Here is a 25,666-nt window from a genome sequence, read left to right on the forward strand (position 1 = left end):
GTACGACATCTGTGAGGGATCGTATGGCCTGCCACCCCATCTCGCCCGTGCGGTACGGGCATTGGGCGGCGGCCCTTCAAGCCGCGCCGGCCGCGCGACCGCTACGGCATCACGCTCCGCCCGGCTCCCGTCCGGGCGAACGTACGAGGCTGAAGACCGCCCCTTCCGGGTCGGCGACCGTGGCCACCCGGCCGCTGGGCCCCTCGTGGGGCGGCTCGATGATCCGTCCGCCCAGGTCGGTGACCCGGCCGGCGGCCTCGTCGGTGTTCTCGACCTCGAAGTACGTCATCCAGTGCGGCCCCCGGTCGTGCGGCAGCGAGCGGCCGACCCCGTGGACGGCCGCGACCGGGCGGCCCTCCAGACGGAGCGTCAGATAGTCGAAGTCGTCGGAGGCCGTCGCGTGGGTCTCCGCCTCGTGGCCGAAGACGTGCTGGTAGAACTTGCCGACCGTCGAGGTGTCCTGGGTGACCAGCTCGTTCCAGACCGGGGTGCCCGGCGCGCCGTGCAGCCGGGTCCCCATGTGGCTCTGCGCCTGCCACAGCCCGAAGATCGCGCCCAGCGGGTCGGAGCAGATCGCCACCCGCCCCGCGATGCCGGCGTCCAGCGGGCCCACCGCGACCGTCCCGCCGCACGAGCGGACCGCCTCGGCCGTGGCGTCGGCGTCGTCCGTGGCCAGGTACGTGGTCCAGGCGACCGGAAGGTGCCGGTCCGGCGGCATCTCGCCGATGCCGGCCACCTCGCGGCCGTCCAGCAGGGCGCGGACGTACGGGCCCAGCTGCGCGGGCCCCGGTACGTACTCCCAGCCGAACAGATCCGCGTAGAAGTCCTCGGTGGTCCCGAGGCTGTGCACCATGAGGCTCACCCAGCAGGGCGTGCCGGGCGTGCGCCGCGTTGCTTCCGCTGCCTCGGTCATGTCAGCCGTCTCCTCCGTCGCCTCGCCTGCCGGTGCTGATGCTTCCACTCCGGAGGGCCCGGCGCGCCCCGACCGGGCCGCATCGCAGGGGCCCGGGACAGAGATGACCGGATCGGTGCGCCCCGCCGATGACGGGCTTGTTACGCGGGCGGCGGGACGGGGAGGAAGATGGCCGGCATGACTGCGAATTCTGCGATCCTCTCCGTCGCCGATCTGAAGAGCGAGCTGGCCGGTTCCCGGCCGCCGGTGCTGCTGGACGTCCGCTGGCAGCTCGGCGGCCCCGACCAGCGGCCGGCGTACGAGGCCGGGCACCTGGTGGGCGCGGTGTACGTCGACCTCGACCGTGAACTGGCTGGTCCGCCCGGGTCGGGCGGACGGCACCCGCTGCCGGACCCGGACTCCTTCGGTGCGGTGATGAGGAGGGCCGGGGTCTCGGCGGACGTGCCGGTGGTCGTGTACGACGGCGGCCAGGGCTGGGCGGCCGCCCGGGCGTGGTGGCTGTTGCGCTGGACGGGGCACCCGGACGTGCGGGTGCTGGACGGCGGCCTGGCCGCGTGGACCGCCGAGGCGGGTCAGCTGTCGGCCGAGCGGGTGACTCCTGCGGAGGGCGATTTCAAGCCAACTTCCGGGCCGGCCGGACTGCTGGACGCGGACGGGGCCGCCGCGCGGGCCCGCGCCGGGGTCCTGCTGGACGCCCGGGCGGGGGAGCGCTACCGCGGGGAGGTCGAGCCGATCGACCCGGTCGGCGGCCACATCCCGGGCGCGGTCTCCGCACCGACCACGGAGAACGTGGGCCCGGACGGCCGCTTCCTGCCGGCGGACGTCCTGCGGGAGCGCTTCGCCGGGCTCGGCGTGTCGGACGGTACCCCGGTGGGGGTCTACTGCGGGTCGGGCGTCTCCGGCGCGCACGAGGTGCTGGCCCTGGAGGTGGCGGGCATCGCCTCCGACCTCTACGCGGGCAGCTGGTCGGAGTGGTCCTCCGACCCGGACCGCCCGGTGGCCACGGGCCCGCTGCCGCAGTAGCGGCGGGAGCCGGTGCCCCGGGCCGGGGCTATTCCTGCTTCTTGCGGCGGGTGCCGAAGACGATCTCGTCCCAGCTCGGCACCGCCGCGCGGCGGCCCGGGCGGACCCCGTCCGCCTCGGCCTGCCGGTCGGTGGTGCCCGTCAGGCGGTCGCGGTGCCCCGCGACGGTGCGCGGCATCAGGACGTCGGCGTACGCGGAGCCCGCGCCCGCCGAGGCGGCCGGGGCCGGCGGCTCCTCCACCTCGGCTTCCTCGGCCGGGGGTTCGGTCCGGTCCGGGACCACCATGTCGCCGCGGAAGCTCGGGACCGCCTCCAGCAGGCTGGTCAGGGTGTCCCGTTCCTCCTCCGGCTCCGGCGGGGGCGGCGCGGGCCGCTCCAACTGGCGGTCGAGGGCGCGGTCCAGCGGCCGGTCGCGTGGCAGCCGCGCGATCCTCGGCACGAAGGGGAAGCTCGGTTCCGGCGTGGCGGGCAGGTCGTCCGCCTCGCCGATCAGGGAGCGGGCCTCGTCGTCCACGGCCACGACCAGCCGGCGCGGCGGGTCGTACGTCCAGCTCGCCGAGTGCGGCTCGCCCGCGACCCGGTAGACGAGCAGGACCTCCCAGGTCCCGTCGTCGCGGCGCCAGGAGTCCCACAGGACGGATTCCTTCTCGGCGCCGCGCAGCGTCAGCCGCTCCTGCACGGCCTCGCCGAGCTGCGGCCCGGTGTTCTCGCCGGGCCGGCGGACGGGGGTCTTGCGGGCCCGCTCGGCCATGAACGCGCGCTCGGCGAGCACGGGGCCCTCAAAGCGGCGTACGCGGTCGACGGGGATGCCGGCGAGCTGAGCGACCTCCTCCGCGGAGGCACCGGCCCGTATGCGGGCCTGGATGTCGCGGGGGCGGAGGTGGCTCTCCACCTCGATCTCGATCTGGTTCAGGCGCGCGCGGTCGTTGCGCACGGCAGCGCGCAGCCGCTCGTCGATCGGAAGCGTGTACTCCGTGCTGTCCCCAGCCTTGAGCACCAGTCGTGTGCCGTCATTTGAGACGGCCACGACACGCAGTTCGGGCATGGGGACCTCCCGGGTGGTGCCTGCCGACGTCACGTGCGTCGCTGCTTCCGCTAGTCGAGTGTGGCCTGCCCGGGTGCAGCCTGCCACAACCTTGCCGAGTTAAACCGGCGTGTCGGGCATGCGCCCTTGATCGCCGTTATGGCACGGTTACCTGTTGGGCACGCTCAGTGACCGAGTGGTTACTGTGCGCAGCAGGAGCCCGTGCGATACCGCGGCATCACCGGTCTTTGAGTGCCGTTTTCCATCCGCCGGCCCCCTCTCCCGAGTCCGGACATCCGAAAGGAAGGACGGCCCCAGGGCTCGCCACAGTACTCCATTCGGGCCACCTGGGTGGACCGCCGCGCCGCCGAAGTTCTCCCGGACGGCGGGAGTTGGGCTGCCCTCCGACGGGGCCCACCAGCACCCGTGCCCGATTCATGGTGTCTTGCTTCACAGAATCCCCAGAAGCGGAACTATCCGTTTCGCTCAGGTGTCAGTAACTGCAGAAGCGTCAGGTGCGCGAGAGGCAGGACACACAGGGGATGGCGATGGGTCAGAAGGCGAAGCACCCGGCGGACGGGGCCGAACCGGAGAAGAAGAAGCTCGACCTGAGCGCGACTCAGGTGGCCGGCAGCTCCCTCGCGACCGTCGCGGCCGCCCTCCTCGCCTCGAAGATGGGCGTCTACGGGACCATCCTGGGCGCCGGTGTGGTCAGCGTCGTCGCCACCGCGGGCGGACCCGTCATCCAGCACCTCTTCCGGCGCACCGGCGACCAGCTGCGCGAGACGGCCCGGCCGAAGGCCCGCCAGGTCCCGGTCCCCCCGTCGGGGGAGTCGTCGTCCGACGGGGAGTTCGGCGAGGCCACCGTCCACGGCACCCGCGTACGGGGCTGGAAGCGGACCGCGCTCGCCGCGGGGGCCGCCTTCGCCATCGCCCTGGGTGCTCTGGGGACGTACGAGGCGATCGCCGACACCTCGGTCAGCAAGGGCGGCGGGACCATCTTCTCCGTCGGCACCCGCAAGGTGAGCCATGACGAGCCCGCCCCGTCCGGAAACGAGTCGGAGACCGGCGAGAGGAGGGACGGGAAGACCCCGGGGTCCGGAACCTCCCCGGACCCCTCGGGCTCACCGAGCGGCGGCGGCCGGAGCCCGAGCCCCGACCCGAGCCCCTCGGACTCCGGGGACCCGTCGCCCAGCCCTTCCCCGTCGAAGCGGACCCCGACGCCCACGCCCACGCCGACACCCACCCCGAGCACGGACCGGCCGACGCCGCAGAACAGCCCCTGAACCGGTCGGGTCAGTCGCCCAGGACGCGCCGCAGGTAGTCGTTGCCGAACACCCGGTCCGGGTCCAGCCGGTCCCGGAGCGCGGTGAACTCGGCGAAGCGTGGGTAGACCTGCGCGAAGTACTCCGCGTCCCGCGTGTGCACCTTGCCCCAGTGCGGCCGGCCGCCCAGCTCGGTGAAGATGCGCTCGGCCGCGGTGAAGTACGCCTGGTACGGGGTGCCCTTGTACATGTGCACCGCGACGTACGCCGTCTCGCGCCCCGAGGCCGTCGACAGCGCGATGTCGTCCGCCGGAGCCGTCCGCACCTCCACCGGGAAGCTGATCCGCAGCCGGGAGCGGTCGACCATCGCGCGCAGCTCCCGCAGCGCCCCGACCACCCGCTCGCGCGGGAGTGCGTACTCCATCTCCACGAACCGCACCCGGCGCGGGCTGGTGAACACCTTGTACGGGATGTCCGTGTAGGTGCGCGCCGAGAGGGCGCGGCTGGCCACGCGGGCTATGGAGGGGATGGTGGCGGGGACCGCGCGGCCCAGCGAGTTGACCGCCTGGAAGAGCCCGTTGGACAGGAGCTCGTCCTCGATCCAGGCGCTGACCGGTCCGGGCGGGGCGGCGGGGCCCTGGCTGCGGTTGTTGCGCTTGGTGTTGCAGTTGCCGGTGTGCGGGAACCAGTAGAACTCGAAGTGCTCGTTCTCCGCGAAGTGCTGCTCGAACTCCGCCGTCACCCGGTCGAAGGCCATGGGCTCCTCACGGGCGGTCAGGAAGAAGACCGGCTCGACGGCGAAGGTGAGGGAGGTGACGATGCCGAGCGCGCCGATGCCCACCCGGGCCGCCGCGAAGACCTCGGGATTCTCCTTCTCCGAGCACGTCAGCACCTGGCCGTCGGCCGTGACCAGCTCCAGGGCGCGGATCTGGGCGGCTATGGAGGCCGAGTCGCGGCCGGTGCCGTGGGTGCCCGTGCTGGCGGCACCAGAGACGGTCTGCTCCATGATGTCGCCCATGTTCGTGAGCGACAGGCCCTCCCGGGCCAGGGCCACGTTCAGGTCCTTGAGGACCGTGCCCGCCGCCACCGTGACCGTGCCGGCGGCCCGGTCGATGGACCGGATCCCGGCCAGTGCCTGCGGGCGTACGAGCACGCCGTCGGTCGCGGCGGCCGCCGTGAAGGAGTGGCCGGTGCCGACCGCCTTCACCCGCAGGCCCTGCTCGGCGGCCCGGCGGACCGCCTCCTGAAGCTCCCCGACCGAGGTCGGGGTCACCGTGCGGACGGGCGTGGCGGTGACGTTGCCCGCCCAGTTACGCCACGCGGTCGGTGCGGTGCTCTTCCCTGCTGTCGCCGTCCCCATCAGTTGCTGGCTCCTCCCCTTGCGCCGGCCTCGTCAGCCGGCGGTAACCCGCGAACGCAACCGCCGCCGCGGCCGCCCCCGACGAGATCGCGACGACGTACCCGCTGCGCGCCCCGGCGGCGTCGATGACCAGGCCGGTCACCGAGGAGCCGATCGCGACGCCGACCGCGAGGCCGGTGCTGATCCAGGTCATGCCCTCGGTCAGCTTCGCGCGTGGTACGTGCGCCTCGATCAGGGCCATCGTGGTGATCATCGTGGGAGCGATGGCGAGGCCCGAGACGAAGAGCGCCACGGCCAGAATCGGAAGGTTCCCGGCCAGTAGGAGGGGGATCATACTCACGGCCATCGCACAGACGCCCAGTACCCATCTGCGTTCGGTCCTGCCCTTGAGGTGCAGCAGACCGAAGACGATGCCGGCGAGGCAGGAGCCGAAGGCCCAGATCGCCAGGATGACCCCGGAAAGGTTCTTGTGGCCCTGTTCGTCGGAGAAGGCCAGGGTCGCCGCGTCGATGGACCCGAAGATCGCGCCGGTGGCCACGAACGTGGCGGTCAGCACCTGGAGGCCGGGTGAGCGCAGCGCCGAGGTCCGGTCGGCCTGCTGGTCGCGCGGATGCGGCTCCGGCTCGGTGGCGCGCTGCGCGGTCAGCGTCCACACGCCGACCAGCAGGCAGAGGGCCGCGATCAGCGGGCCCGCCTCGGGGAACCAGGCGGTGGACAGGGTGATGGCGAGGATCGGGCCGAAGATGAAGCAGACCTCGTCGATCACGGACTCGAAGGAGTACGCGGTGTGCAGATGGGGGGTGTCCCGGTAGATCACGGTCCACCGGGCGCGGACCATCGAGCCGACGCTGGGCACGCAGCCCGCGACGGCGGCGCAGACGAAGAGCGTCCAGTCGGGCCACCCGTTGGCGGCGGCGGCGAGGAGGACGGCGATCGAGGCCACGGAGATCACCGTGGCGGGGCGCAGCACGCGCCGCTGGCCGTACTGGTCCACCAGGCGGGAGACCTGGGGGCCGATCACCGCGGCGGCCAGCGCGAGGGTGCCGGTGAGGGCGCTCGCCATCGCGTAGCGGCCGGTGATCTCGGAGATCATCGTGAGGATGCCGACGCCGACCATGGATATCGGCAGGCGGCCTATCAGGCCGGCGGCGCTGAACCCCTTGGTGCCGGGGGCCTCGAATATCGCGCGGTAGGGACTGGGCAAGGGGGCTCTCCGTAAGGGACGACATCGGCCCGTACAGGTTACGACTGCCGACACGGCCTCGCACGGGATTCCGCAGACCGGAACTTAGGCTCACCTTACCTGTGGCGCGCGCGGCCTCACGGCCGGGCCGGTTCCCGCAGGAGCGGGCCGGGTGGCAGGATTCGATGCATGTCAGACCAGCTCCTTACGCCCCCCGACGGGCCCGCCGCCCCCTACGACGCCCTGCTGCTGCTCTCCTTCGGCGGCCCCGAGGGACCCGACGACGTCGTGCCGTTCCTGGAGAACGTCACGCGCGGGCGCGGCATCCCGCGCGAGCGGCTCAAGGAGGTCGGACAGCACTACTTCGGCTTCGGCGGGGTCAGCCCGATCAACGCGCAGAACCGCGAGCTGCTGGACGCGCTGCGCAAGGACTTCTCCGAGCACGGCCTGGACCTGCCGGTCTACTGGGGCAACCGGAACTGGGCGCCCTACCTGACCGACGTGATGCGGGAGATGGCGGCCGACGGGCGCCGCCGGATCGCGGTGCTCGCGACCAGCGCCTACGCCTCGTACTCGGGCTGCCGGCAGTACCGCGAGAACCTCGCCGACGCGCTGGCCACCCTGGCGGAGGAGGGCGTGGAGCTGCCGCGGGTCGACAAGCTGCGGCACTACTTCAACCACCCCGGCTTCGTGGAGCCCATGATCGACGGCGTGGTCGACTCGCTCGCCGCGCTGCCCGAGGAGGTGCGCGCCGGCGCGCACCTCGCCTTCACCACGCACTCCATCCCGAACTCCGCCGCCGACACCTCGGGGCCGGTCGAGGAGCACGGTGAGGGCGGGGCGTACGTCAAGCAGCACCTGGACGTGGCCCGGGTGATCGCGGACGAGGTGGCCGTGCGGACCGGCGTCCAGCACCCCTGGAAGCTCGTCTACCAGTCCCGCAGCGGCGCCCCGCACATCCCGTGGCTGGAGCCGGACATCTGCGACCACCTGGAGGCCCTGCACGAGGCCGGGGCGTCCGCCGCCGTCATGGTGCCCATCGGCTTCGTCTCGGACCACATGGAGGTCCTGTACGACCTCGACACCGAGGCCACCGCCAAGGCCGCCGAGCTGGGCCTGCCGGTCGAGCGCTCCGCGACCGTCGGCGCCGATCCGCGGTTCGCCGAGGCCGTACGGGAGCTGGTGCTGGAGCGCGCCGCCAAGGAGCGCGGGGAGCGGCCCGAGGAGTGCTGGGTGGGCACGCTGGGCCAGAGCCACGACCTGTGCGCGGTGGGCTGCTGCCCGGCGCGGGAGCCCCGGCCGGCGGCCGCGGGCGTGGACAGTCCGTACGCGTAGGGAGGGGCGGGGACCGTGATCTCCGAAGAGCTGAAGGCCGAACTGCTGGACGTGGGCCTGGAGGCCGCGCGGCGGGCCGGCGAGCTGCTGCGGGACGGCCGGCCGGCCGATCTGGCGGTGGCCGCCACCAAGAGCAGCCCGATCGACGTGGTGACCGAGATGGACATCGCGGCGGAGAAGCTGATCACGGGCATCCTCGCGGAGCGGAGGCCCGAGGACGGGCTGCTCGGCGAGGAGGGCGCGGACAGCCCGGGCAGCAGCGGGGTGCGGTGGGTCGTCGACCCGCTGGACGGCACCGTGAACTACCTCTACGGGCTGCCGAGCTGGGGGGTGTCCATCGCGGCCGAGTACCGGGGCGAGACCGTGGTCGGGATCGTGGCGGCGCCGATGCGCGGGGAGACGTACCACGCCGTGCTCGGGGGCGGGGCGTGGCTGGGGACGGCGCGGCTCGCCTGCCGGGCGGCGGCGCCGCTGGACCAGGCGCTGGTCGGGACCGGCTTCGCGTACGTCCAGGCACGGCGGGCCCGTCAGGCCGATGTCGCGCAGCGGATCATTCCGCTGGTGCGGGACATCAGGCGGGGCGGGTCGGCGGCGCTGGACCTGTGCGATGTGGCTGCCGGACGGCTGGACGCGTACTACGAGCGCGGGCTGAATCCCTGGGACCTGGCGGCCGGTGAGCTGATCGCCCGGGAGGCCGGGGCCGTGACCGGCGGTCGGCCGGGTGAGCGGGCGTCGGGTGAGCTGGTGCTCGCGGCCACCCCCGCGGTGTTCGCCTCGCTGCAGCCGCTGCTGGACGAGGCCGGGGCCTGGCACGACTGACCGTGACATGACGGAACCCCGGTCGCCCGTGGGGCGACCGGGGTTCGGGTGGAGGTCGGGTCAGGCGGACACGGGGACCCCGTGTTCGGCGGCGAGGCGCTGGAGGTCTTCCAGCTCCGCCTGTTCCACTTCCGCGAGGAAGTCGTCGCCCGATTCGCGGGCCTGCCTGAGGTCCGACTGCGTGGCCCTGATGCGCTGCAGGAGACCCGCGGTGAATGCGTCCATGATGGGTTCGCCCCCTCTTCGTGGGTCGGCGGCGGCACGTGGCAGACCGCCGTCAGGGAGTGGATGGGGTGTTCTGACGTCCTCCCCGGCACCCTGGGCCCAGAAACCTCGGAAGGCCAGGGAATCCTCACTTCCGTCCCGCCAGACCCCTGCGAGCGACGTCTTACAGCCGGTTTACGGCCGAAACGGGCAGGATGGACGACGCAACACACGTGTGCCCTGACGGGCTCGGAGGAAGGAAACGACGTGCGCGTACTCGTCGTCGAGGACGAGCAGCTGCTCGCCGATGCGGTGGCCACCGGACTGCGCCGGGAGGCCATGGCGGTGGACGTCGTGTACGACGGCGCGGCCGCCCTGGAGCGCGTCGGGGTGAACGACTACGACGTGGTCGTCCTCGACCGGGACCTCCCGCTCGTGCACGGTGACGACGTCTGCCGGAAGATCGTCGAGCTCGGCATGCCCACCCGCGTGCTGATGCTGACCGCCTCCGGCGACGTCAGCGACCGCGTGGAGGGGCTGGAGCTGGGCGCGGACGACTACCTGCCCAAGCCGTTCGCCTTCACCGAGCTGACCGCCCGCGTGCGGGCGCTCGGGCGGCGCACCACGGTGGCGCTGCCGCCCGTGCTGGAGCGGGCCGGCATCAAGCTGGACCCGAACCGGCGCGAGGTGTTCCGCGAGGGCAGGGAGGTGCAGCTGGCGCCCAAGGAGTTCGCGGTGCTGGAGGTCCTCATGCGGAGCGAGGGGACCGTCGTTTCCGCCGAGCAGCTGCTGGAGAAGGCATGGGACGAGAACACCGATCCCTTCACGAACGTGGTGCGGGTGACGGTCATGACCCTGCGGCGCAAGCTGGGGGAGCCGCCGGTCATCGTGACCGTGCCTGGTTCCGGGTACCGGATCTGACGCGGGTGGCAACGACTCCGGCACCACCTCCGGCGCCACCGAAACCGACCTGGGACCCCGGCCAGCCCGAGGGTCCTTTCCCTTGGCTGCGGCCGACCATCCGCATACGCCTCACGCTCCTGTACGGCGGCATGTTCCTGATCGCCGGCATTCTGCTGCTGTCGATCATCTACCTCCTGGCGGCGCAGGCCCTGCGGGAGGGCAACGCGATGCCGTACGAGATCGTCAGCGGGAACGCCCAGGTCACCAGCACCACCTGCCCCGGCGTCGCCACCATCAACCAGTCGCCCTCGCAGTTCAACGCGGCGATCAGCCAGTGCATGGCCGAACAGCGTCGGCACTCCCTGGACGATCTGCTGAGCCGGTCGCTGATGGCCCTGCTGGGCCTGAGCATCATCGCCTTCGCCTTCGGCTACGCGATGGCCGGCCGGGTGCTCTCGCCGCTGGGCAGGATCACCCGTACCGCCCGCCGGGTGGTCGGCTCCGACCTGACGCGGCGGATCGAGCTGGACGGGCCGGACGACGAGCTCAAGGAGCTCGCCGACACGTTCGACGAGATGCTCGACCGGCTGGAACGGGCCTTCACCGCACAGCAGAGATTCGTGGCGAACGCCTCGCACGAGCTGCGGACGCCGCTCGCGATCAACCGGACCCTGCTGGAGGTGCACCTCTCCGATCCGGGTGCTCCCGTAGAGCTCCAGCAGCTCGGGAAGACCCTGCTGGCCACGAACGAGCGCAGCGAGCAGCTGGTCGAGGGCCTGCTGCTGCTGGCCCGCAGCGACAACCAGATCATCGAGCGCAAGCCCGTGGACCTGGCGGAGGTCGCCTCGCGCGCCGTCGACCAGGCGCGGGCCGAGGCCGAGGCGAAGGGCGTGGAGATCCGCGGCGAGCGCGGGCTCGCCGTGGTCCAGGGCAATGGCGTGCTGCTGGAGCGGATCGCCCTCAACCTGGTGCAGAACGCCGTCCGGTACAACGTGCCGGAGGACGGCTGGGTGGAGGTCACCACCGAGGTCCAGCACGGACAGGCGGTGCTCCTGGTGTCGAACACGGGTCCCGTCGTTCCCGCGTACGAGGTGGACAACCTCTTCGAGCCCTTCAGACGGCTGCGTACGGAGCGAACGGGCAGCGACAAGGGTGTCGGGCTCGGCCTCTCCATCGCGCGCTCCGTGGCCCGCGCACACGGCGGCAGGATCCAGGCGATCCCCCGGGAAGGCGGTGGCCTCGTGATGCGTGTCACTCTTCCTTTGTGAGTCCCTCGCCCCGTGTTCGCTCTTGGCTGAATACTTGCCCTGTGAAGGCAGTCGGATCTGTGTGATCGATCACAGTGTCGAGTGTCGGTGCATGTGCGTTCAGTGACCCTGGGCGGCCGGAACGCCCGGGAAGTCCGGGTTTCCGGCCCCCCTGATGGCGGGAAATACACGGGGTGGCGTTTGTGCAAGACGGCCCCCGGACCGTGTACGGTCCCGGTCGTCATCCCAGCCAATCGCTCCTTCAGGCGTGCGGCTGGGTGTCGATTGAGTAACAGACCTTGATGTGAGGCAAAATCTCCGCCTCAGGTCGGGCACAAGTCCGGCCTCTCGCGCGTTACGTGCGCTGAGACACCGCTAACACCCAGAGGGGGAGAGCGAACAATGGCAACGGACTACGACACCCCACGCAAGACGGACGACGACGTCGACAACGACAGCATCGAAGAGCTGAAGGCCCGGCGTAACGAGAAGTCCACCTCGTCCGCGGACATGGACGAATTCGACTCGGTCGAGAGCATGGAGCTGCCCGGCGCGGACCTCTCCAACGAGGAGCTGGCCGTTCGGGTCCTGCCCAAGCAGGCCGACGAGTTCACCTGCATGAGCTGCTTCCTGGTGCACCACCGCAGCCAGCTGGCACGCGAGAAGAACGGTCAGCCGATCTGCCGCGACTGCGACTGAGAGGCGTCGGCCGTGGCTGGCTCGACACCCTTTTTTCGGAAGCACGGTCGGAAGCGTCGCTTCCGGACATCGGGTGACCCGGCGGAGGCGCAGGCGGGAACCACGGACCCGGCAACGGGTCCTGGAGCCCCCGGCGACCCCGCCATCGAGGAGAGTGCCGTGCCCTCCACAGAAGCCGACGAGGCGTCCCGGCAGCGGTCCGGGACTCGTCGGCTGCAAGCCGTCAAGAACGGTGTACGCAAGGGCGGCGGAAGCGTCAGGGACGCCGCCCTGTACATCACCGACAGGATCATCGAGAACGCACCACGCGTTCCCGTTCGGGACCTCGCGACGCTGCGCGCGCAGTTCCCGGGCCTGGGCCCCGATCAGCTGGCCGACAAGCTGATCACGGGCGCCGCGAACGCCACGTCCGCCGTCGGTGCGGGCATCGGAGCGGCGGCCATGCTGCCCGTCCCGCCCGCGATGCCGGCGGAGCTGGCCGCGGAGATCACCGGGGTCGCGGCGATCGAGCTGAAGCTCATCGCCGAGCTCCACGAGGTCTACGGACTGCGCCCGCCCGGCACCCTCCGGGAGCGCAGCCTCTCCTACCTCACCGCGTGGACCGAGGAACGCGGGGTGGACCTGACCAAGCCGACGACGCTGAACGCGGCGCTCGGCGGTCAGATGAAGCGCGAACTGCGCCAACAGATCATGAAGCGGATGTTCCGCAACCTGCCCAACCTGATGCCGTTCATGGTGGGCGCGGCCGTGGGGGCGGTCATGAACCGCCGGGACACCCGGAAACTCGCCGAGAAGGTGCGTGGTGACCTGCGGGGGCGGGCGGTGGCGTGGGATGCCCTTCCGGCGCAGCCGGCCCTTGAGCGGCCCTCCAAGCCCCTTCCCGAGGCCACCAGGCGCGCCCTTGAGGGGTTGGACCCTCGCTCGCACGGCTGAGGCCGTCTGCCGCGGGGCGGGACGGTCAGGCCGTGGGGGTGCGCGCAGCGCGTACCGCTGCCGCCAGGGACTCGGGCTCGCGGGTGGACACGTATACGTACGGGGTCGGGTCCGAGGGGTCGGTGATCTCGATGCGGACGGCAGTCGGAACGTAGCCGCGCATCAGCATGAAGGCGCGGGTGTCGGCCTTGTACGTGCGCCAGGCGCGCGACTCCTCCGCGTCCAGGACCTCGGGCTCGCCCAGGGCCGTCACCGGGATCCGGGCGTCCCCGGCCGCCAGCGCGCCGTTCACCACGCGCACGCGCGCGGAGCCGTACGAGCTCACCAGCAGCCCCGCCAGCGCGGTGCCGCCGACGAGGCCGGCCAGCAGCGGCAGCGTGCCCAGCGGCAGCAGCATCAGCGCGCACGCGAGACCGATGAGTACGGCGATGCCCCACCAGGAGCGGGGTGCGGTCAGACGTTCGTCGTGGTGCGCGGGGGAGAGCTGCATGCGCTCAAGCCTGCCACGAGGCGACCGGCGGGTAGCCGCGCGGGTAAGGTCTGCGCCTGTGAGTGGACGAAACACAGCGTTGACGCCCCCGGCCGATGCCACCGCGCCGGTCCGGCACCCCGATGCGCCGGCACCCGGCGAGCTCCTCGGCGCGCACTACGAGCACTGCTTCGGCTGTGGCGGGGGACAGGCGCACGGGCTCCAGCTGGAGGCCCGGGCGGGGGACGGTGTGCGCATCACGGCCGAGTTCACCGTCAAGCCCGCGCACCAGGGCGCACCCGGCCTCGCACACGGCGGCGTGCTGGCCACCGCGCTCGACGAGACGCTCGGCTCGCTGAACTGGCTGCTGCGCGTCATCGCCGTGACGGGACGGCTGGAGACCGACTTCCTGCGGCCCGTCCCCGTGGACACGGTGCTGTACCTGGAGGCCGAGGTCACCGCCGTCGCCGGGCGCAAGATCTACTCCACCGCCGTCGGCCGCATAGGCGGGCCCGACGGCCCCGTCGCCGTGCGGGCGGACGCGCTCTTCATCGAGGTGAAGGTCGACCACTTCATCGACAACGGTCGGCCCGAGGAGATCCAGGCGGCGATGGCCGACCCGGACCAGGTCAGGCGCGCACGCGCCTTCGAGGTGAACCCCTGATGGCTTTGAACAACCACGCCCCGGTGGACGTGCTGATCCGCCGCCTCGACCCCGAGGTGCCCATCCCCGCTTACGGTCACCCCGGCGACGCCGGCTGCGACCTGGTCACCACGCAGGCCGCCGAACTGCAGCCCGGCGAGCGTGCCGTGCTGCCCACCGGCGTGTCCATCGCGCTGCCCGACGGGTACGCCGCCTTCGTGCACCCGCGCTCGGGCCTGGCCGCCCGCTGCGGGCTCGCGCTCGTGAATGCCCCGGGGACGGTGGATGCCGGGTACCGTGGGGAGATCAAGGTGATCGTGGTCAATCTCGACCCTCGCGAGAGCGTCCGGTTCGAGCGTTTCGACCGCATTGCCCAGCTGGTTGTCCAGCGGGTCGAGAAGGTGCGCTTCCACGAGGTGGCGGAACTTCCCGGCTCGGCCCGGGCCGACGGGGGTTTCGGCTCCACCGGCGGTCATGCGGCCGTGGCCGGATCAGGCGCTGGTCAGCAGGGTGGGAATGGCTACGCTTCGGTCGTAACCGACCGGGAAGGACAGTGACGTGTTCGGACGTCGCAAGAAGAACGACTCCGCCAAGGACGGCGGCGCGGCCGAGCAGGTCGTTGACGGCGCCGGCGCCGACGAGCTCGACGGTGCCGAGGAGCAGCCGCGCCGCGTGAACCTGCCTCCGGCCCCGCGGCCCGACGGCCCGTGGGACGTCACCGAGGTGCTCGGCAACCCGGCCGACGGCCGGGTCGACCTGGGCGGCATCCTCGTACCGGGTGTCGAGGGCATGGAGCTGCGGGTCGAGGTCGCCGGTGACGCCATCGTCGCCGCGACCGTCGTCCTGGGCGACAGCGCCGTGCAGCTGCAGGCCTTCGCCGCGCCCCGCAAGGAGGGCATCTGGGGCGAGGTCCGCGAGGAGATCGCCTCGGGCATCACCCAGCAGGGCGGCATCATCGACGAGGTCGAGGGCCCGCTGGGCTGGGAGCTGCGCGCGCAGGTGCCCGTACCGCTCCCGGACGGGCAGACCGGCGCGCAGCTGGTCCGCTTCGTCGGCGTCGACGGTCCGCGCTGGTTCCTGCGCGGGGTCATCTCCGGCCAGGGCGCGGTGCGCCCCGAGTCGGCGGGTGTCCTGGAGCAGATCCTCCGCGACACCGTCGTGGTCCGCGGCGACGGCCCGATGGCCCCCCGCGACCCGATCGTCCTGAAGTTGCCGAACGACGCCCAGATGGTGCCGGACGGCGTGCAGACGGAGGAGCACGAAGGCTCCCGCTTCGGCGGCGGCATGGGCCAGCTGGAGCGCGGCCCGGAGATCACCGAGGTGCGCTGACCCCGGTCCGGCACCCTCGCACAGGGGTGTCGTCACGTTTTCGGCCGGTGGGCCCCACTCCTTCGAGGGGTGGGGCCCACCGGCTTTCGCGCGGCCGCGTCAGGGATGCGCTAGGGATCTCCGTGCGGGCCCCCATCGGTGCGTGCAGGGGACAAACGTCCCCGAGAATGGGCGCATGGGACGCGGCAAGCTAAGGATCTATCTCGGCGCGGCACCCGGTGTGGGCAAGACCTACGCGATGCTCTCCGAGGGCCACCGCAGGGTGGAGCGGGGCGCCGACTGCGTCGTCGGCTTCGTCGAGCACCACGGGCGGCCGCGCACCGAGGTCATGCTGCACGGACTGGAACAGGTGGAGCGCCGGGAGCTGGCGTACCGCGGCGCGGTCTTCACCGAGCTGGACGTGGACGCGGTGCTCGCCCGCAGACCCGCGATCGCGCTCGTGGACGAGCTCGCGCACACCAACGTGCCCGGCTCCCGCAACACCAAGCGCTGGCAGGACGTGGAGGAGCTGCTCCAGGCCGGCATCGACGTCGTCTCCACCGTCAACATCCAGCACCTGGAGTCCCTCGGGGACGTGGTCGAGTCGATCACCGGCGTGCGGCAGCGGGAGACCGTGCCGGACGAGGTGGTGCGGCGGGCCGACCAGATCGAGCTGGTCGACATGTCCCCGCAGGCGCTGCGCCGGCGGATGGCGCACGGGAACATATACAAGCCCGACAAGGTCGACGCGGCCCTGTCGAACTACTTCCGCCCCGGCAACCTCACCGCCCTGCGCGAGCTCGCGCTGCTGTGGGTGGCCGACCGCGCGGACGAGTACCTCCAGCAGTACCGCGGGGAGCACGGCATCCGCTCCACCTGGCAGGCCCGGGAGCGGATCGTCGTCGGGCTCACCGGCGGGCCGGAGGGGCGCACGCTCATCCGGCGCGCCTCCCGAATGGCGGCCAAGGGCTCGGGCAGCGAGATCCTGGCCGTCTACATCACACGCAGCGACGGCCTGACCGCGGCCTCGCCGAAGGAGCTCGCGATCCAGCGGACCCTGGTCGAAGACCTAGGAGGAACGTTTCACCATGTGATCGGCGACAACGTCCCCGACGCCCTGCTGGAGTTCGCCCGCGGGGTCAACGCCACCCAGATCGTGCTCGGCTCCAGCCGCCGCAAGGCCTGGCAGTACGTCTTCGGCCCCGGGGTCGGCGCCACCGTGGCCCGCGACTCCGGACCCGACCTCGACGTCCACATCGTCACGCATGAGGAGGTGGCCCGCGGGCGCGGCCTGCCCGTCGTCCGCTCGGCGGCCCGGCTCGGACGGCCCCGGATCGTGGCCGGCTGGCTGGTGGGCGTGCTCTTCCCGGTGCTGCTGTGCCTGCTGCTCACGCACATCGACGCGGATCCCGGCCTCGCCAACGACATGCTGCTCTTCCTGGCGCTGACCGTGGCGGCCGCGCTGCTCGGCGGACTCTGGCCGGCCCTGGCCTCCGCGGCCTTCGGCTCACTGCTGCTGAACTACTTCTTCGCCCCGCCGCTGCACCGGTTCACCATCTCCGACCCCAAGAACATCGTCGCCATCGCGATCTTCTTCTGGGTGGCGGTCTCCGTGGCCTCGGTGGTGGACCTGGCAGCCCGGCGCACCCACCAGGCCGCGCGGCTGCGGGCCGAGTCCGAGATCCTGTCCTTCCTGGCGGGCAGCGTGCTGCGCGGGGAGACCACGCTGGACGCGCTGCTGGAGCGGGTGCGGGAGACCTTCGCCATGGAGTCCGTGGCCCTGCTGGAGCGCGCGAGCGACGTCGAGCCCTGGAAACCGGCGGGCAGCGCCGGCCCCCGGCCCGTCGGCCGGCCCGAGGACGCCGACGTGGACATGCCGATCGGGGACCACATGGCGCTCGCCCTCTCCGGGCGCGTGCTGCCCGCGGAGGACCGCCGGGTGCTCGGCGCCTTCGCCGCCCAGGCCGCCGTGGTCCTGGACCGGCAGCGGCTGGTCGGGGAGGCCGAGGAGGCCCGCCGGATGGCCGAGGGCAACCGGATCCGGACCGCGCTGCTGGCCGCCGTCAGCCATGACCTGCGTACGCCGCTGGCCTCCATCAAGGCCTCCGTCAGCTCCCTGCGCTCCGACGACGTGGACTGGTCCGAGGAGGACCGGGCCGAGCTGCTCGAAGGCATCGAGGACGGCGCCGACCGCCTCGACCACCTGGTCGGCAACCTGCTGGACATGTCCCGGCTCCAGACCGGAACCGTCACCCCGCTGATCCGCGAGATCGACCTCGACGAGGTGATCCCGATGGCGCTGGGCGGCGTACCGGAGGACAGCGTGGCGATGGACGTGCCCGAGTCGCTGCCGATGGTGTCGGTGGACCCCGGGCTGCTGGAGCGCACCGTGGCCAACGTGGTGGAGAACGCCGTCAAGTACAGCCCGCCGGGGGAGCGGGTGCTGGTCGCGGCCAGCTTCCTCGGGGACCGGGTCGAGGTGCGCGTCGTCGACCGCGGGCCGGGCGTGCCCGACGAGGCCAAGGAGCGGATCTTCGCCCCCTTCCAGCGGCACGGGGACGCGCCGCGCGGAGCCGGGGTGGGCCTCGGGCTCGCGGTGGCCCGCGGCTTCGCCGAGGCCATGGACGGCACCCTGGCCGCCGAGGACACGCCCGGCGGCGGGCTGACCATGGTCCTCACCCTGCGCGCGGGGACCGGGGGCGGGCCGCCGCCCCCCGTCGTGGTGGACGGCGAGGGCCGCGGCACCGCCGACACCGCGGGAGAACCCGTAGATTTCGATCTTGACCGGATACGACAGAAGGCAGGACCTCAATGACCCGGGTGCTCGTGGTGGAAGACGAGCCGCAGATCGTCCGAGCCCTCGTGATCAATCTGAAGGCACGCAAGTACGAGGTCGACGCGGCCGCCGACGGAGCGAGCGCCCTGGAGCTGGCCGCCGCCCGCCACCCCGACGTGGTCCTCCTCGACCTGGGCCTGCCCGACATGGACGGCATCGAGGTGATCAAGGGCCTGCGCGGCTGGACCAGGGTGCCGATCCTCGTCCTCTCCGCCCGCCACACCTCCGACGAGAAGGTCGAGGCCCTGGACGCGGGCGCCGACGACTACGTCACCAAGCCCTTCGGCATGGACGAGCTGCTGGCCCGGATGCGCGCCGCCGTCCGCCGGGCCGAGCCGTCCGCCGGCTCGGGCGACGGCGAGGTGATCGTGGAGACCGAGGACTTCTCCGTGGACCTGGCCGCCAAGAAGGCCGTGCGCGAGGGGCGCGACGTACGGCTCACGCCCACCGAGTGGCACCTCCTGGAGGTCCTGGTCCGCAACGGCGGCAAGCTGGTCAGCCAGAAGCAGCTGCTCCAGGAGGTGTGGGGGCCCTCGTACGGCACCGAGACCAACTACCTGCGGGTCTACATGGCGCAGCTGCGCCGCAAGCTGGAGGCGGACCCGTCGCATCCGCGGCACTTCATCACCGAACCGGGCATGGGATACCGCTTCGAGAGGTAGGGGGCGCGCCGGTACGCTTCTTGTTATGAGTGCTGAACCGCGTCCCGAAAAGCCCGCCAAGCCGGCCCGGCCGGCGGGCCGGTTCCGCCGGATGATCGAGCGGCTGTCCACCTCGCAGGAGGAGCTGCATTCGGCGGAGCTGCAGGAGGACGCAGAAGCCGCGGGGTGTACGCGGATCTGCGACTGCCACGACCGCCAGATAGTCAAGGTGACCGGGACCCTGCGTACCGTGACCCTGCGGCCGCGTGCGGGCGTGCCCGCGCTGGAGGCGGAGCTGTTCGACGGCTCCGCCGCGCTGGACGTGGTGTGGCTCGGGCGTCGCTCGATCGTGGGAATCGAGCCCGGTCGCCGCATGATCGCCTCGGGGCGCATCTCCCTGACCCACGGCCGTCGGGTGCTCTTCAACCCGAAGTACGAACTCCGCCCGCTCGGACAGGAGCATTGACCGGTGACGTCACTCGACAGACCGAACACCCCAGAATCCGCCGCCGCGCCTCCTGAAGACCAGAAGGCGGTGACGCAGGCGGCGCTGTTCGACGCGTTCGGCGGCGTCCGGGGCACCGTGGAGACGATGCTCCCCGGACTGCTCTTCGTCATGATCTACACGATCAACAAGGACGTGAAGCTCTCCGCCATCGCCGCGGGCGCGGTCGCCGTACTGCTGGTGATCGTCCGGCTGCTGCGCAGGGACACGGTGAAGCACGCCTTCAGCGGGGTCTTCGGCGTGGGCCTGGGTGTGGCCTTCGCCCTGTTCACGGGCGATCCGAAGGGCTTCTACCTGCCGGGCATGATCTACGGGGTCTGCCTGGGCGTGGCCTTCACGGTCTCGGCGCTGGTGGGCTTCCCGCTGCTGGGTGTGATCCTCGGGCCGGTGTTCAAGGAGAACCTGTCCTGGCGCACGCGCAACCCGGGGCGCAAGAAGGCGTACGTGAAGGCCAGCCTCGCGTGGGGGCTGATCTTCCTCGCCAAGTACGCGATCATCTTCCCGCTGTACTGGTGGGGGGACGCGGCGCAGCTGGGCTGGGTGCTGATCGCGCTGAAGCTGCCGCCGATGGTGCTGGCGGTGTACTTCACGTGGGTGTTCCTGGCGAAGGCCCCGCCGCCGATCGATGTGATCGCGGAGTGGGAGGCGAAGGAGGCGGCCGCCGGGGAGCGGAAGTCCTGACCGGAGCGACGAAGGGGCGGGGGTGACCAACTGGTCACCCCCGCCCCTTCGTGTTTCGCAGATGCGGCGCCGCCGGCAATTTCAGCCTCGCCGGCGTTTGAGGCGCGGGGGACCGGGGGCAGAGCCCCCGGCAGCGGCGCCGCGCCTGGCGAGCGGGCCCCGCCGAGCGTGCCCGCAGGGCCAGCGGCTACCTCCGGGCCTGGAGGAGGTCCTCCAGTTGTTCCTCGCGGGCCTGGGCGGCCACGAAGAGGAGCTCGTCGCCCGGCTCCAGGGTCTCCTCCGCGTGCGGGGTCAGGACCCGGTTGCCGCGGATGATGGTGACCAGGGAGGTGTCCTCGGGCCAGGTGATCTCGCTGATCTGGGTGCCGGCGACCGAGGAGTCCGCCGGGAGCGTCAGCTCGACCAGGTTGGCGTCGCCGTGGCTGAAGCGCAGCAGCCGTACCAGGTCGCCGACGCTGACGGCCTCCTCGACCAGGGCCGACATCAGGCGCGGCGTGGAGACGGCGACGTCGACGCCCCAGGACTCGTTGAAGAGCCACTCGTTCTTCGGGTTGTTGACCCGGGCGACGACGCGCGGGACGCCGTACTCGGTCTTGGCCAGCAGGGAGACGACCAGGTTGACCTTGTCGTCGCCCGTGGCCGCGATGACCACGTTGCAGCGCTGCAGCGCCGCCTCGTCCAGCGAGGTGATCTCGCAGGCGTCGGCCAGCAGCCACTCGGCCTGCGGCACCCGCTCCACCGAGATGGCGGTCGGGGCCTTGTCGACCAGGAGCACCTCGTGGCCGTTCTCGAGCAGCTCGCCCGCGATGGAACGTCCCACCGCGCCTGCCCCGGCGATCGCGACTCTCATGCGTGTGCCTCCTCGGGCCCCTCGGCGAAGGCCGCTTCCACCTTGTCGATCTCGTCCGTGCGCATCATCACGTGGACGAGGTCGCCCTCCTGGAGGACCGTCGACGACGTGGGCAGCATGGCCTCGCCCAAGCGGGTGAGGAAGGCGACCCGGACGCCCGTCTCCTCCTGGAGCTTGCTGACCTTGTGCCCGATCCAGGCGGCGGAGGTGTGCACCTCGGCGAGCTGGACGCCGCCGCTCGGGTCGCGCCACAGCGGCTCGGCGCCCGAGGGCAGGAGCCGGCGCAGCATCTGGTCGGCGGTCCACCGTACGGTGGCGACTGTCGGGATGCCGAGGCGCTGGTAGACCTCGGCGCGCTTGGGGTCGTAGATGCGGGCGGCGACGTTCTCGACTCCGAACATCTCGCGGGCCACCCGGGCGGCGATGATGTTGGAATTGTCACCGCTGCTGACGGCGGCGAAGGCGCCCGCGTCCTCGATCCCGGCTTCCCGGAGGGTGTCCTGGTCGAAGCCGACCCCGGTGACGCGGCGCCCGCCGAATCCGGCTCCCAGCCGCCGGAACGCGGTGGGGTCCTGGTCGACGACGGCGACTGTATGCCCCTGCTGTTCCAGGGTCTGGGCGAGGGCTGAGCCCACTCTTCCGCAGCCCATGATGACGATGTGCACGGCCGTCCTTCCGGCTGTCAGCGGCTCGCTGGTTCCCAGCCTCATTGCATGCTCTGGCTTAACAGGGTCTCAGACCATGGCCCAAGCTACACACGGGCGGTCACCAGTGTGACCTCTTGTGGTGCAGTCGGGGTCCAGTCGGGGTCTAGTCGGGGAGGAATTGCGGCGGGATTGCAGTGTGAAGGGGTGGGGGGTTCGTCAGCCTGATTTCGACCGCATACGATCCTCTGCGTGTCCAAACTGACCGACGTGCCCAAACGGATCCTGATCGGCCGGGCGCTGCGCAGCGACCGCCTCGGAGAAACACTCCTCCCCAAGCGGATCGCCCTCCCCGTCTTCGCCTCCGACCCGCTCTCCTCCGTGGCATATGCCCCCGGCGAGGTCCTGCTGGTCCTTTCGATCGCGGGTGTGTCGGCGTACCACTTCAGCCCATGGATCGCCGTCGCGGTCGTCGTGCTGATGTTCACCGTGGTGGCCTCCTACCGGCAGAACGTCCACGCCTATCCGAGCGGCGGCGGCGACTACGAGGTCGCCAACACCAACCTCGGGCCAAAGGCCGGTCTCACCGTGGCGAGCGCCCTGCTCGTCGACTACGTCCTGACCGTCGCGGTCTCGATCGCCTCGGGAGTCGAGAATCTCGGCTCGGCCGTGGACTTCGTCGTGGAGCACAAGGTGCTCTCGGCCATCGTCATGATCCTTCTCCTCACGCTGATGAATCTGCGCGGCGTGAAGGAGTCCGGAAAACTCTTCGCCATTCCGACGTACGTGTTCGTCGCGGGCGTGTTCATCATGATCGCCTGGGGTGCGTGGCGGGGAATCGTCCTCGACGACACCATGAAGGCCCCCACGGCCGATTTGGAGATCAAGGCCGAACACCAGGGACTGGCCGGCTTCGCGCTGGTCTTCCTGCTGCTCAGGGCGTTCTCCTCGGGCTGTGCCGCACTCACCGGCGTCGAGGCGATCAGCAACGGCGTCCCCGCGTTCCGCAAGCCCAAGAGCAAGAACGCGGCGACCACCCTCGCCCTCATGGGCGGCTTGGCCGTCACCATGTTCTGCGGCATCATCGGCCTGGCCATGGCCACCAACGTGCGGATGGCCGAGAAGCCGGCCACCGACCTGCTGCAGAACGGCACCCCGGTCGGTGACGGATACGTCCAGAACCCCGTGATCTCGCAGGTCGCCGAGGCCGTCTTCGGCAACGGCAGCTTCCTCTTCGTGGTCCTGGCGACCGCCACCGCGCTCGTCCTGTTCCTGGCCGCCAACACGGCGTACAACGGCTTCCCGCTGCTCGGCTCGATCCTGGCCCAGGACCGCTACCTGCCGCGCCAGCTGCACACCCGCGGCGACCGCCTCGCCTTCTCCAACGGCATCGTGCTGCTGGCGGGCGCGGCCATCCTGCTCGTCTGGATCTACGACGCGGACTCGACCAAGCTGATCCAGCTCTACATCGTCGGCGTCTTCGTCTCCTTCACCCTGAGCCAGATCGGCATGGTCCGGCACTGGAACCGGCACCTGAAGACCGAGCAGGACCAGGCGGTGCGCCGCAAGATGTTCCGCTCGCGGGCCATCAACGCCTTCGGCGCCTTCTTCACCGGCCTGGTCCTGGTCGTCGTCCTCGCCACCAAGTTCACGCACGGCGCGTGGGTCGCCCTGCTCGGCATGGTGATCTTCTACGGCACGATGACCGCGATCCGGAAGCACTACGACCGGGTCGCCTCCGAGATCGCCGCCGCCGAGGGCCCCTCCGAGGACAGCATCCGCCCCTCGCGGGTCCACTCCATCGTCCTGGTCTCCAAGGTCCACAAGCCCACCCTGCGGGCCCTGGCCTTCGCCAAGCTGACCCGCTCGGACACCCTGGAGGCGCTGAGCATCAGCGTTGACCCGGTGGAGACCAAGGCCCTCAAGGACGAGTGGGAGCGGCGCGGGATCAACGTCCCGCTCAAGATCCTCGACTCGCCCTACCGCGAGATCACCCGCCCGGTGGTGGAGTACGTCAAGGGCCTGCGCAGCGAGAACCCGCGCGACGCGGTCAGCGTCTACATCCCCGAGTACGTCGTCGGACGCTGGTACGAGCACGTCCTGCACAACCAGAGCGCGCTGCGCCTCAAGGGCCGGCTGCTCTTCACCCCCGGTGTGATGGTCACCTCGGTGCCCTACCAGCTGGAGTCCTCGGAGATCGCGAAGAAGCGGGCCAAGAAGCGCCAGGAGTGGAACGCCCCGGGCGCGGTGCGCCGTGGTCCCGTGAACACCCCGCGCGCCCCCAAGGACCCCGCCGCGAAGGGCTGACCACCTGCTGGTGAACGGCCGGACGAGATCCACGTAAACTGGTGGGTCGGCTGTCCGGCCGTTCAATCTTTCTTTCCCATTCCACTTGGAGTCTCCCCACCATGACCGAGCAGAACGAGAAGCAGTCACTGGTCGGGGAGGAGTACGAGGTCGAGGTCGGCCCCGTGGCACACGGCGGTCACTGCATCGCCCGGACCGCCGACGGCCGGGTGCTGTTCGTCCGCCACACCCTCCCGGGGGAGAAGGTGATCGCGAAGGTCACCGAGGGCGACGTGGACTCCCGCTACCTGCGCGCCGACGCGATCACGGTCCTCACGGCCTCCAAGGACCGCGTCGAGGCCCCGTGCCCGTACGCCGGTCCCGGCAAGTGCGGCGGCTGCGACTGGCAGCACGCCAAGCCCGGCGCCCAGCGCCGGCTCAAGGGCGAGGTCGTCGCCGAGCAGCTGAAGCGGCTCGCCGGGCTCACCCCGGAGGAGGCCGGCTGGGACGGCACCGTCATGCCGGCCGAGGGTGACAAGCTGCCGGCGGGCCAGGTCCCGCAGTGGCGCACCCGCGTCCAGTACGCGATCGACGAGACCGGTCGCGCGGGCCTCCGCAAGCACCGCTCGCACGACATCGAACTGATCGACCACTGCATGATCGCGGCCCCGGGCGTCAGCGAGCTGGGCATCGAACAGCAGGACTGGCCCCAGATGGCCACGGTCGAGGCGATCGCCGCGACCGGCTCCCAGGACCGCCAGGTCGTCCTCACCCCCCGCCCCGGCGGCCGCCTCCCCCTCGTCGAGCTGGACAAGCCGGTCTCGGTCCTCCGGGTCGAGGAGAAGGACGGCGGGGTCCACCGCGTCCACGGCCGCCCCTTCGTCCGCGAGCGCGCGGACGGCCGCACCTACCGGGTCGGCATGGGCGGCTTCTGGCAGGTCCACCCGCAGGCCGCCGACACCCTGATCAAGGCGGTCATGCAGGGCCTGATGCCGCGCAAGGGCGAGATGGCCCTCGACCTCTACTGCGGCGTCGGCATCTTCGCGGGCGCCCTGGCGGAGCGCCTCGGCGAAACGGGCGCTGTCCTCGGCATCGAGTCGACGAAGCGCGCTGTCGAAGACGCCCGCCACAACCTGGCGGACTTCCCCCGCGTACGCATCGAGCAGGGCAAGGTCGAGACGGTCCTCCCGAAGACCGGCATCACCGAATGCGACCTGGTCGTCCTGGACCCGCCCCGCGCGGGCGCCGGCAAGCAGACGGTCCGCCACATCGCGGGCCTCTCCGCCCGCCGCATCGCCTACGTGGCCTGCGACCCGGCGGCCCTCGCCCGCGACCTGGGCTACTTCAAGGAGAACGGCTACAAGGTCCGCACCCTGCGCGTCTTCGACCTGTTCCCGATGACCCACCACGTGGAGTGCGTGGCGATCCTTGAACCGGCCGTGAAAAGCTCCTGACCAGCGACTTTGCCGATGTGCATTATGTGCGCAATGAGCGTTACGGGCGTTATCTTGACGCTGATCTGACGCTCGTGACGCTCGTTTGACGCTCGCCCGGCCTATTTTCTGACGGTGCATCAGCGACGGGATGCCGCCTCTCCGGCGTGGCAGCACAGCTGTATGGGGAGGCGGCTTCTGTGCGCCGTGAAGGGCTGAGGGGTGTCCCGGGGCGGCGTTGGCCGAGCTCTTTCCGTTCTCACGCTCTGTAGCGGAGGCCGTAGGGTCTGCCGCCTCTCCGATCTCCTCCGCAGACCATGTACGGGCAGCGGTGAGCCTCGCCGATGGCGGTCGGGACGGGGGCACTGATGGTGTCCCGTGGAGTGGTGTAGCTGATCTTGGCTGGGATGTGCGCCGTCCTGGTGCTCCCGCGTGCATCGGCTGTGGGTGAATACTCCTTGA

At 71.3% G+C, this 25,666-nt stretch carries 25 protein-coding genes; 17 read left to right on the plus strand and 8 right to left on the minus strand.

Going from position 1 to position 25,666, the window contains the following annotated elements:
• Window positions 1–109: 109 nt before the first annotated feature.
• Entirely contained in the window at window positions 110–913 is an 804-nt protein-coding gene (locus ACGFYU_RS35795) for a VOC family protein (protein WP_393831484.1), read from the minus strand.
• Between the two features lie 177 nt (window positions 914–1,090).
• On the opposite strand from ACGFYU_RS35795, the gene ACGFYU_RS35800 reads away from it, so the two are divergent.
• Entirely contained in the window at window positions 1,091–1,936 is an 846-nt protein-coding gene (locus ACGFYU_RS35800; RefSeq protein ID WP_393831485.1) for a sulfurtransferase, read from the plus strand.
• Window positions 1,937–1,964: 28 nt separating this feature from the next.
• On the opposite strand, the gene sepH is transcribed toward ACGFYU_RS35800, so the two are convergent.
• Window positions 1,965–2,981, minus strand: coding sequence for a septation protein SepH (sepH, locus tag ACGFYU_RS35805; protein ID WP_393831486.1), 1,017 nt, complete (start codon window positions 2,979–2,981; stop codon window positions 1,965–1,967).
• 527 nt (window positions 2,982–3,508) lie between these two features.
• Between sepH and ACGFYU_RS35810 the strand changes: the two genes are divergently transcribed.
• Entirely contained in the window at window positions 3,509–4,246 is a 738-nt protein-coding gene (locus tag ACGFYU_RS35810; RefSeq protein ID WP_393831487.1) for a hypothetical protein, read from the plus strand.
• Between the two features lie 10 nt (window positions 4,247–4,256).
• Here ACGFYU_RS35810 and ACGFYU_RS35815 read toward each other — a convergent pair whose 3' ends face one another.
• Complete coding sequence (locus ACGFYU_RS35815; protein ID WP_393831488.1) at window positions 4,257–5,585, minus strand: D-arabinono-1,4-lactone oxidase; 1,329 nt, start codon at window positions 5,583–5,585, stop codon at window positions 4,257–4,259.
• A complete protein-coding gene (locus ACGFYU_RS35820; RefSeq protein ID WP_393831489.1) occupies window positions 5,536–6,789 on the minus strand; it encodes an MFS transporter in 1,254 nt (417 codons plus the stop codon). The genes ACGFYU_RS35815 and ACGFYU_RS35820 overlap by 50 nt, the downstream gene beginning before the upstream one ends.
• 168 nt (window positions 6,790–6,957) lie before the next feature.
• On the opposite strand from ACGFYU_RS35820, the gene ACGFYU_RS35825 reads away from it, so the two are divergent.
• Together ACGFYU_RS35825 and ACGFYU_RS35830 are read left to right on the plus strand one after the other, a co-directional pair.
• On the plus strand, window positions 6,958–8,103 hold the full coding sequence (locus tag ACGFYU_RS35825) for a ferrochelatase (protein ID WP_393831490.1): 1,146 nt from the start codon (window positions 6,958–6,960) through the stop codon (window positions 8,101–8,103).
• A gap of 15 nt (window positions 8,104–8,118) precedes the next feature.
• Window positions 8,119–8,922 (plus strand): inositol monophosphatase family protein, encoded by an 804-nt coding sequence (locus tag ACGFYU_RS35830; protein ID WP_393831491.1) that lies wholly within the window; start codon window positions 8,119–8,121, stop codon window positions 8,920–8,922.
• Between the two features lie 60 nt (window positions 8,923–8,982).
• On the opposite strand, the gene ACGFYU_RS35835 is transcribed toward ACGFYU_RS35830, so the two are convergent.
• Window positions 8,983–9,147 (minus strand): hypothetical protein, encoded by a 165-nt coding sequence (locus ACGFYU_RS35835; protein ID WP_393831492.1) that lies wholly within the window; start codon window positions 9,145–9,147, stop codon window positions 8,983–8,985.
• Window positions 9,148–9,393: 246 nt separating this feature from the next.
• Between ACGFYU_RS35835 and ACGFYU_RS35840 the strand changes: the two genes are divergently transcribed.
• The 4 genes from ACGFYU_RS35840 to ACGFYU_RS35855 all read left to right on the plus strand — a co-directional run bounded on the left by ACGFYU_RS35840 (window position 9,394) and on the right by ACGFYU_RS35855 (window position 12,908).
• Window positions 9,394–10,047, plus strand: coding sequence for a response regulator transcription factor (locus ACGFYU_RS35840; RefSeq protein WP_030036265.1), 654 nt, complete (start codon window positions 9,394–9,396; stop codon window positions 10,045–10,047).
• Window positions 10,048–10,052: 5 nt separating this feature from the next.
• The gene (locus ACGFYU_RS35845) at window positions 10,053–11,297 is read left to right on the plus strand and encodes a sensor histidine kinase (protein WP_393831493.1); all 1,245 of its coding nucleotides are present in this window, start codon (window positions 10,053–10,055) and stop codon (window positions 11,295–11,297) included.
• A 381-nt stretch (window positions 11,298–11,678) separates the two neighbouring features.
• Window positions 11,679–11,975 (plus strand): DUF4193 domain-containing protein, encoded by a 297-nt coding sequence (locus ACGFYU_RS35850; protein ID WP_030008769.1) that lies wholly within the window; start codon window positions 11,679–11,681, stop codon window positions 11,973–11,975.
• A 12-nt stretch (window positions 11,976–11,987) separates the two neighbouring features.
• Entirely contained in the window at window positions 11,988–12,908 is a 921-nt protein-coding gene (locus ACGFYU_RS35855; protein WP_393831494.1) for a hypothetical protein, read from the plus strand.
• 25 nt (window positions 12,909–12,933) lie between these two features.
• Here the strand turns inward: ACGFYU_RS35855 and ACGFYU_RS35860 are convergent, their stop codons facing one another.
• On the minus strand, window positions 12,934–13,398 hold the full coding sequence (locus ACGFYU_RS35860) for a DUF3093 domain-containing protein (RefSeq protein ID WP_393831495.1): 465 nt from the start codon (window positions 13,396–13,398) through the stop codon (window positions 12,934–12,936).
• A gap of 58 nt (window positions 13,399–13,456) precedes the next feature.
• Here ACGFYU_RS35860 and ACGFYU_RS35865 point away from each other — a divergent pair, with 58 nt between their 5' ends.
• From ACGFYU_RS35865 to ACGFYU_RS35895, 7 genes are all read left to right on the plus strand, one after another.
• On the plus strand, window positions 13,457–14,041 hold the full coding sequence (locus ACGFYU_RS35865) for a PaaI family thioesterase (RefSeq protein ID WP_393831496.1): 585 nt from the start codon (window positions 13,457–13,459) through the stop codon (window positions 14,039–14,041).
• Window positions 14,041–14,577, plus strand: coding sequence for a dUTP diphosphatase (gene dut, locus ACGFYU_RS35870; protein WP_393831497.1), 537 nt, complete (start codon window positions 14,041–14,043; stop codon window positions 14,575–14,577). The genes ACGFYU_RS35865 and dut overlap by 1 nt, the downstream gene beginning before the upstream one ends.
• 1 nt (window position 14,578) lies before the next feature.
• Complete coding sequence (locus ACGFYU_RS35875; protein ID WP_393831498.1) at window positions 14,579–15,349, plus strand: DUF3710 domain-containing protein; 771 nt, start codon at window positions 14,579–14,581, stop codon at window positions 15,347–15,349.
• A 175-nt stretch (window positions 15,350–15,524) separates the two neighbouring features.
• Window positions 15,525–18,143: a DUF4118 domain-containing protein gene (locus tag ACGFYU_RS35880; RefSeq protein ID WP_393831499.1), complete on the plus strand. Its 2,619-nt coding sequence runs from the start codon at window positions 15,525–15,527 to the stop codon at window positions 18,141–18,143.
• Window positions 18,140–18,826, plus strand: a complete 687-nt coding sequence (locus ACGFYU_RS35885; protein WP_393831500.1) for a response regulator — start codon at window positions 18,140–18,142, stop codon at window positions 18,824–18,826. The genes ACGFYU_RS35880 and ACGFYU_RS35885 overlap by 4 nt, the downstream gene beginning before the upstream one ends.
• A 25-nt stretch (window positions 18,827–18,851) precedes the next feature.
• On the plus strand, window positions 18,852–19,271 hold the full coding sequence (locus tag ACGFYU_RS35890; RefSeq protein WP_393831501.1) for an OB-fold nucleic acid binding domain-containing protein: 420 nt from the start codon (window positions 18,852–18,854) through the stop codon (window positions 19,269–19,271).
• 3 nt (window positions 19,272–19,274) lie between these two features.
• A complete protein-coding gene (locus ACGFYU_RS35895; protein ID WP_393831502.1) occupies window positions 19,275–19,991 on the plus strand; it encodes a DUF3159 domain-containing protein in 717 nt (238 codons plus the stop codon).
• Window positions 19,992–20,178: 187 nt separating this feature from the next.
• Here the strand turns inward: ACGFYU_RS35895 and ACGFYU_RS35900 are convergent, their stop codons facing one another.
• Entirely contained in the window at window positions 20,179–20,841 is a 663-nt protein-coding gene (locus ACGFYU_RS35900; RefSeq protein ID WP_328928088.1) for a TrkA family potassium uptake protein, read from the minus strand.
• Complete coding sequence (locus tag ACGFYU_RS35905; RefSeq protein ID WP_393831503.1) at window positions 20,838–21,506, minus strand: potassium channel family protein; 669 nt, start codon at window positions 21,504–21,506, stop codon at window positions 20,838–20,840. Before ACGFYU_RS35905 ends, ACGFYU_RS35900 begins: the two co-directional genes overlap by 4 nt.
• Before the next feature lie 231 nt (window positions 21,507–21,737).
• On the opposite strand from ACGFYU_RS35905, the gene ACGFYU_RS35910 reads away from it, so the two are divergent.
• On the plus strand, window positions 21,738–23,792 hold the full coding sequence (locus tag ACGFYU_RS35910; protein WP_393831504.1) for an APC family permease: 2,055 nt from the start codon (window positions 21,738–21,740) through the stop codon (window positions 23,790–23,792).
• Window positions 23,793–23,893: 101 nt separating this feature from the next.
• Window positions 23,894–25,225: a class I SAM-dependent RNA methyltransferase gene (locus tag ACGFYU_RS35915; protein WP_393831505.1), complete on the plus strand. Its 1,332-nt coding sequence runs from the start codon at window positions 23,894–23,896 to the stop codon at window positions 25,223–25,225.
• Window positions 25,226–25,666: the final 441 nt, after the last annotated feature.

Origin of the sequence: Streptomyces sp. NPDC048337 (assembly GCF_043201175.1) — a bacterium.
GTDB lineage: Bacteria > Actinomycetota > Actinomycetes > Streptomycetales > Streptomycetaceae > Streptomyces.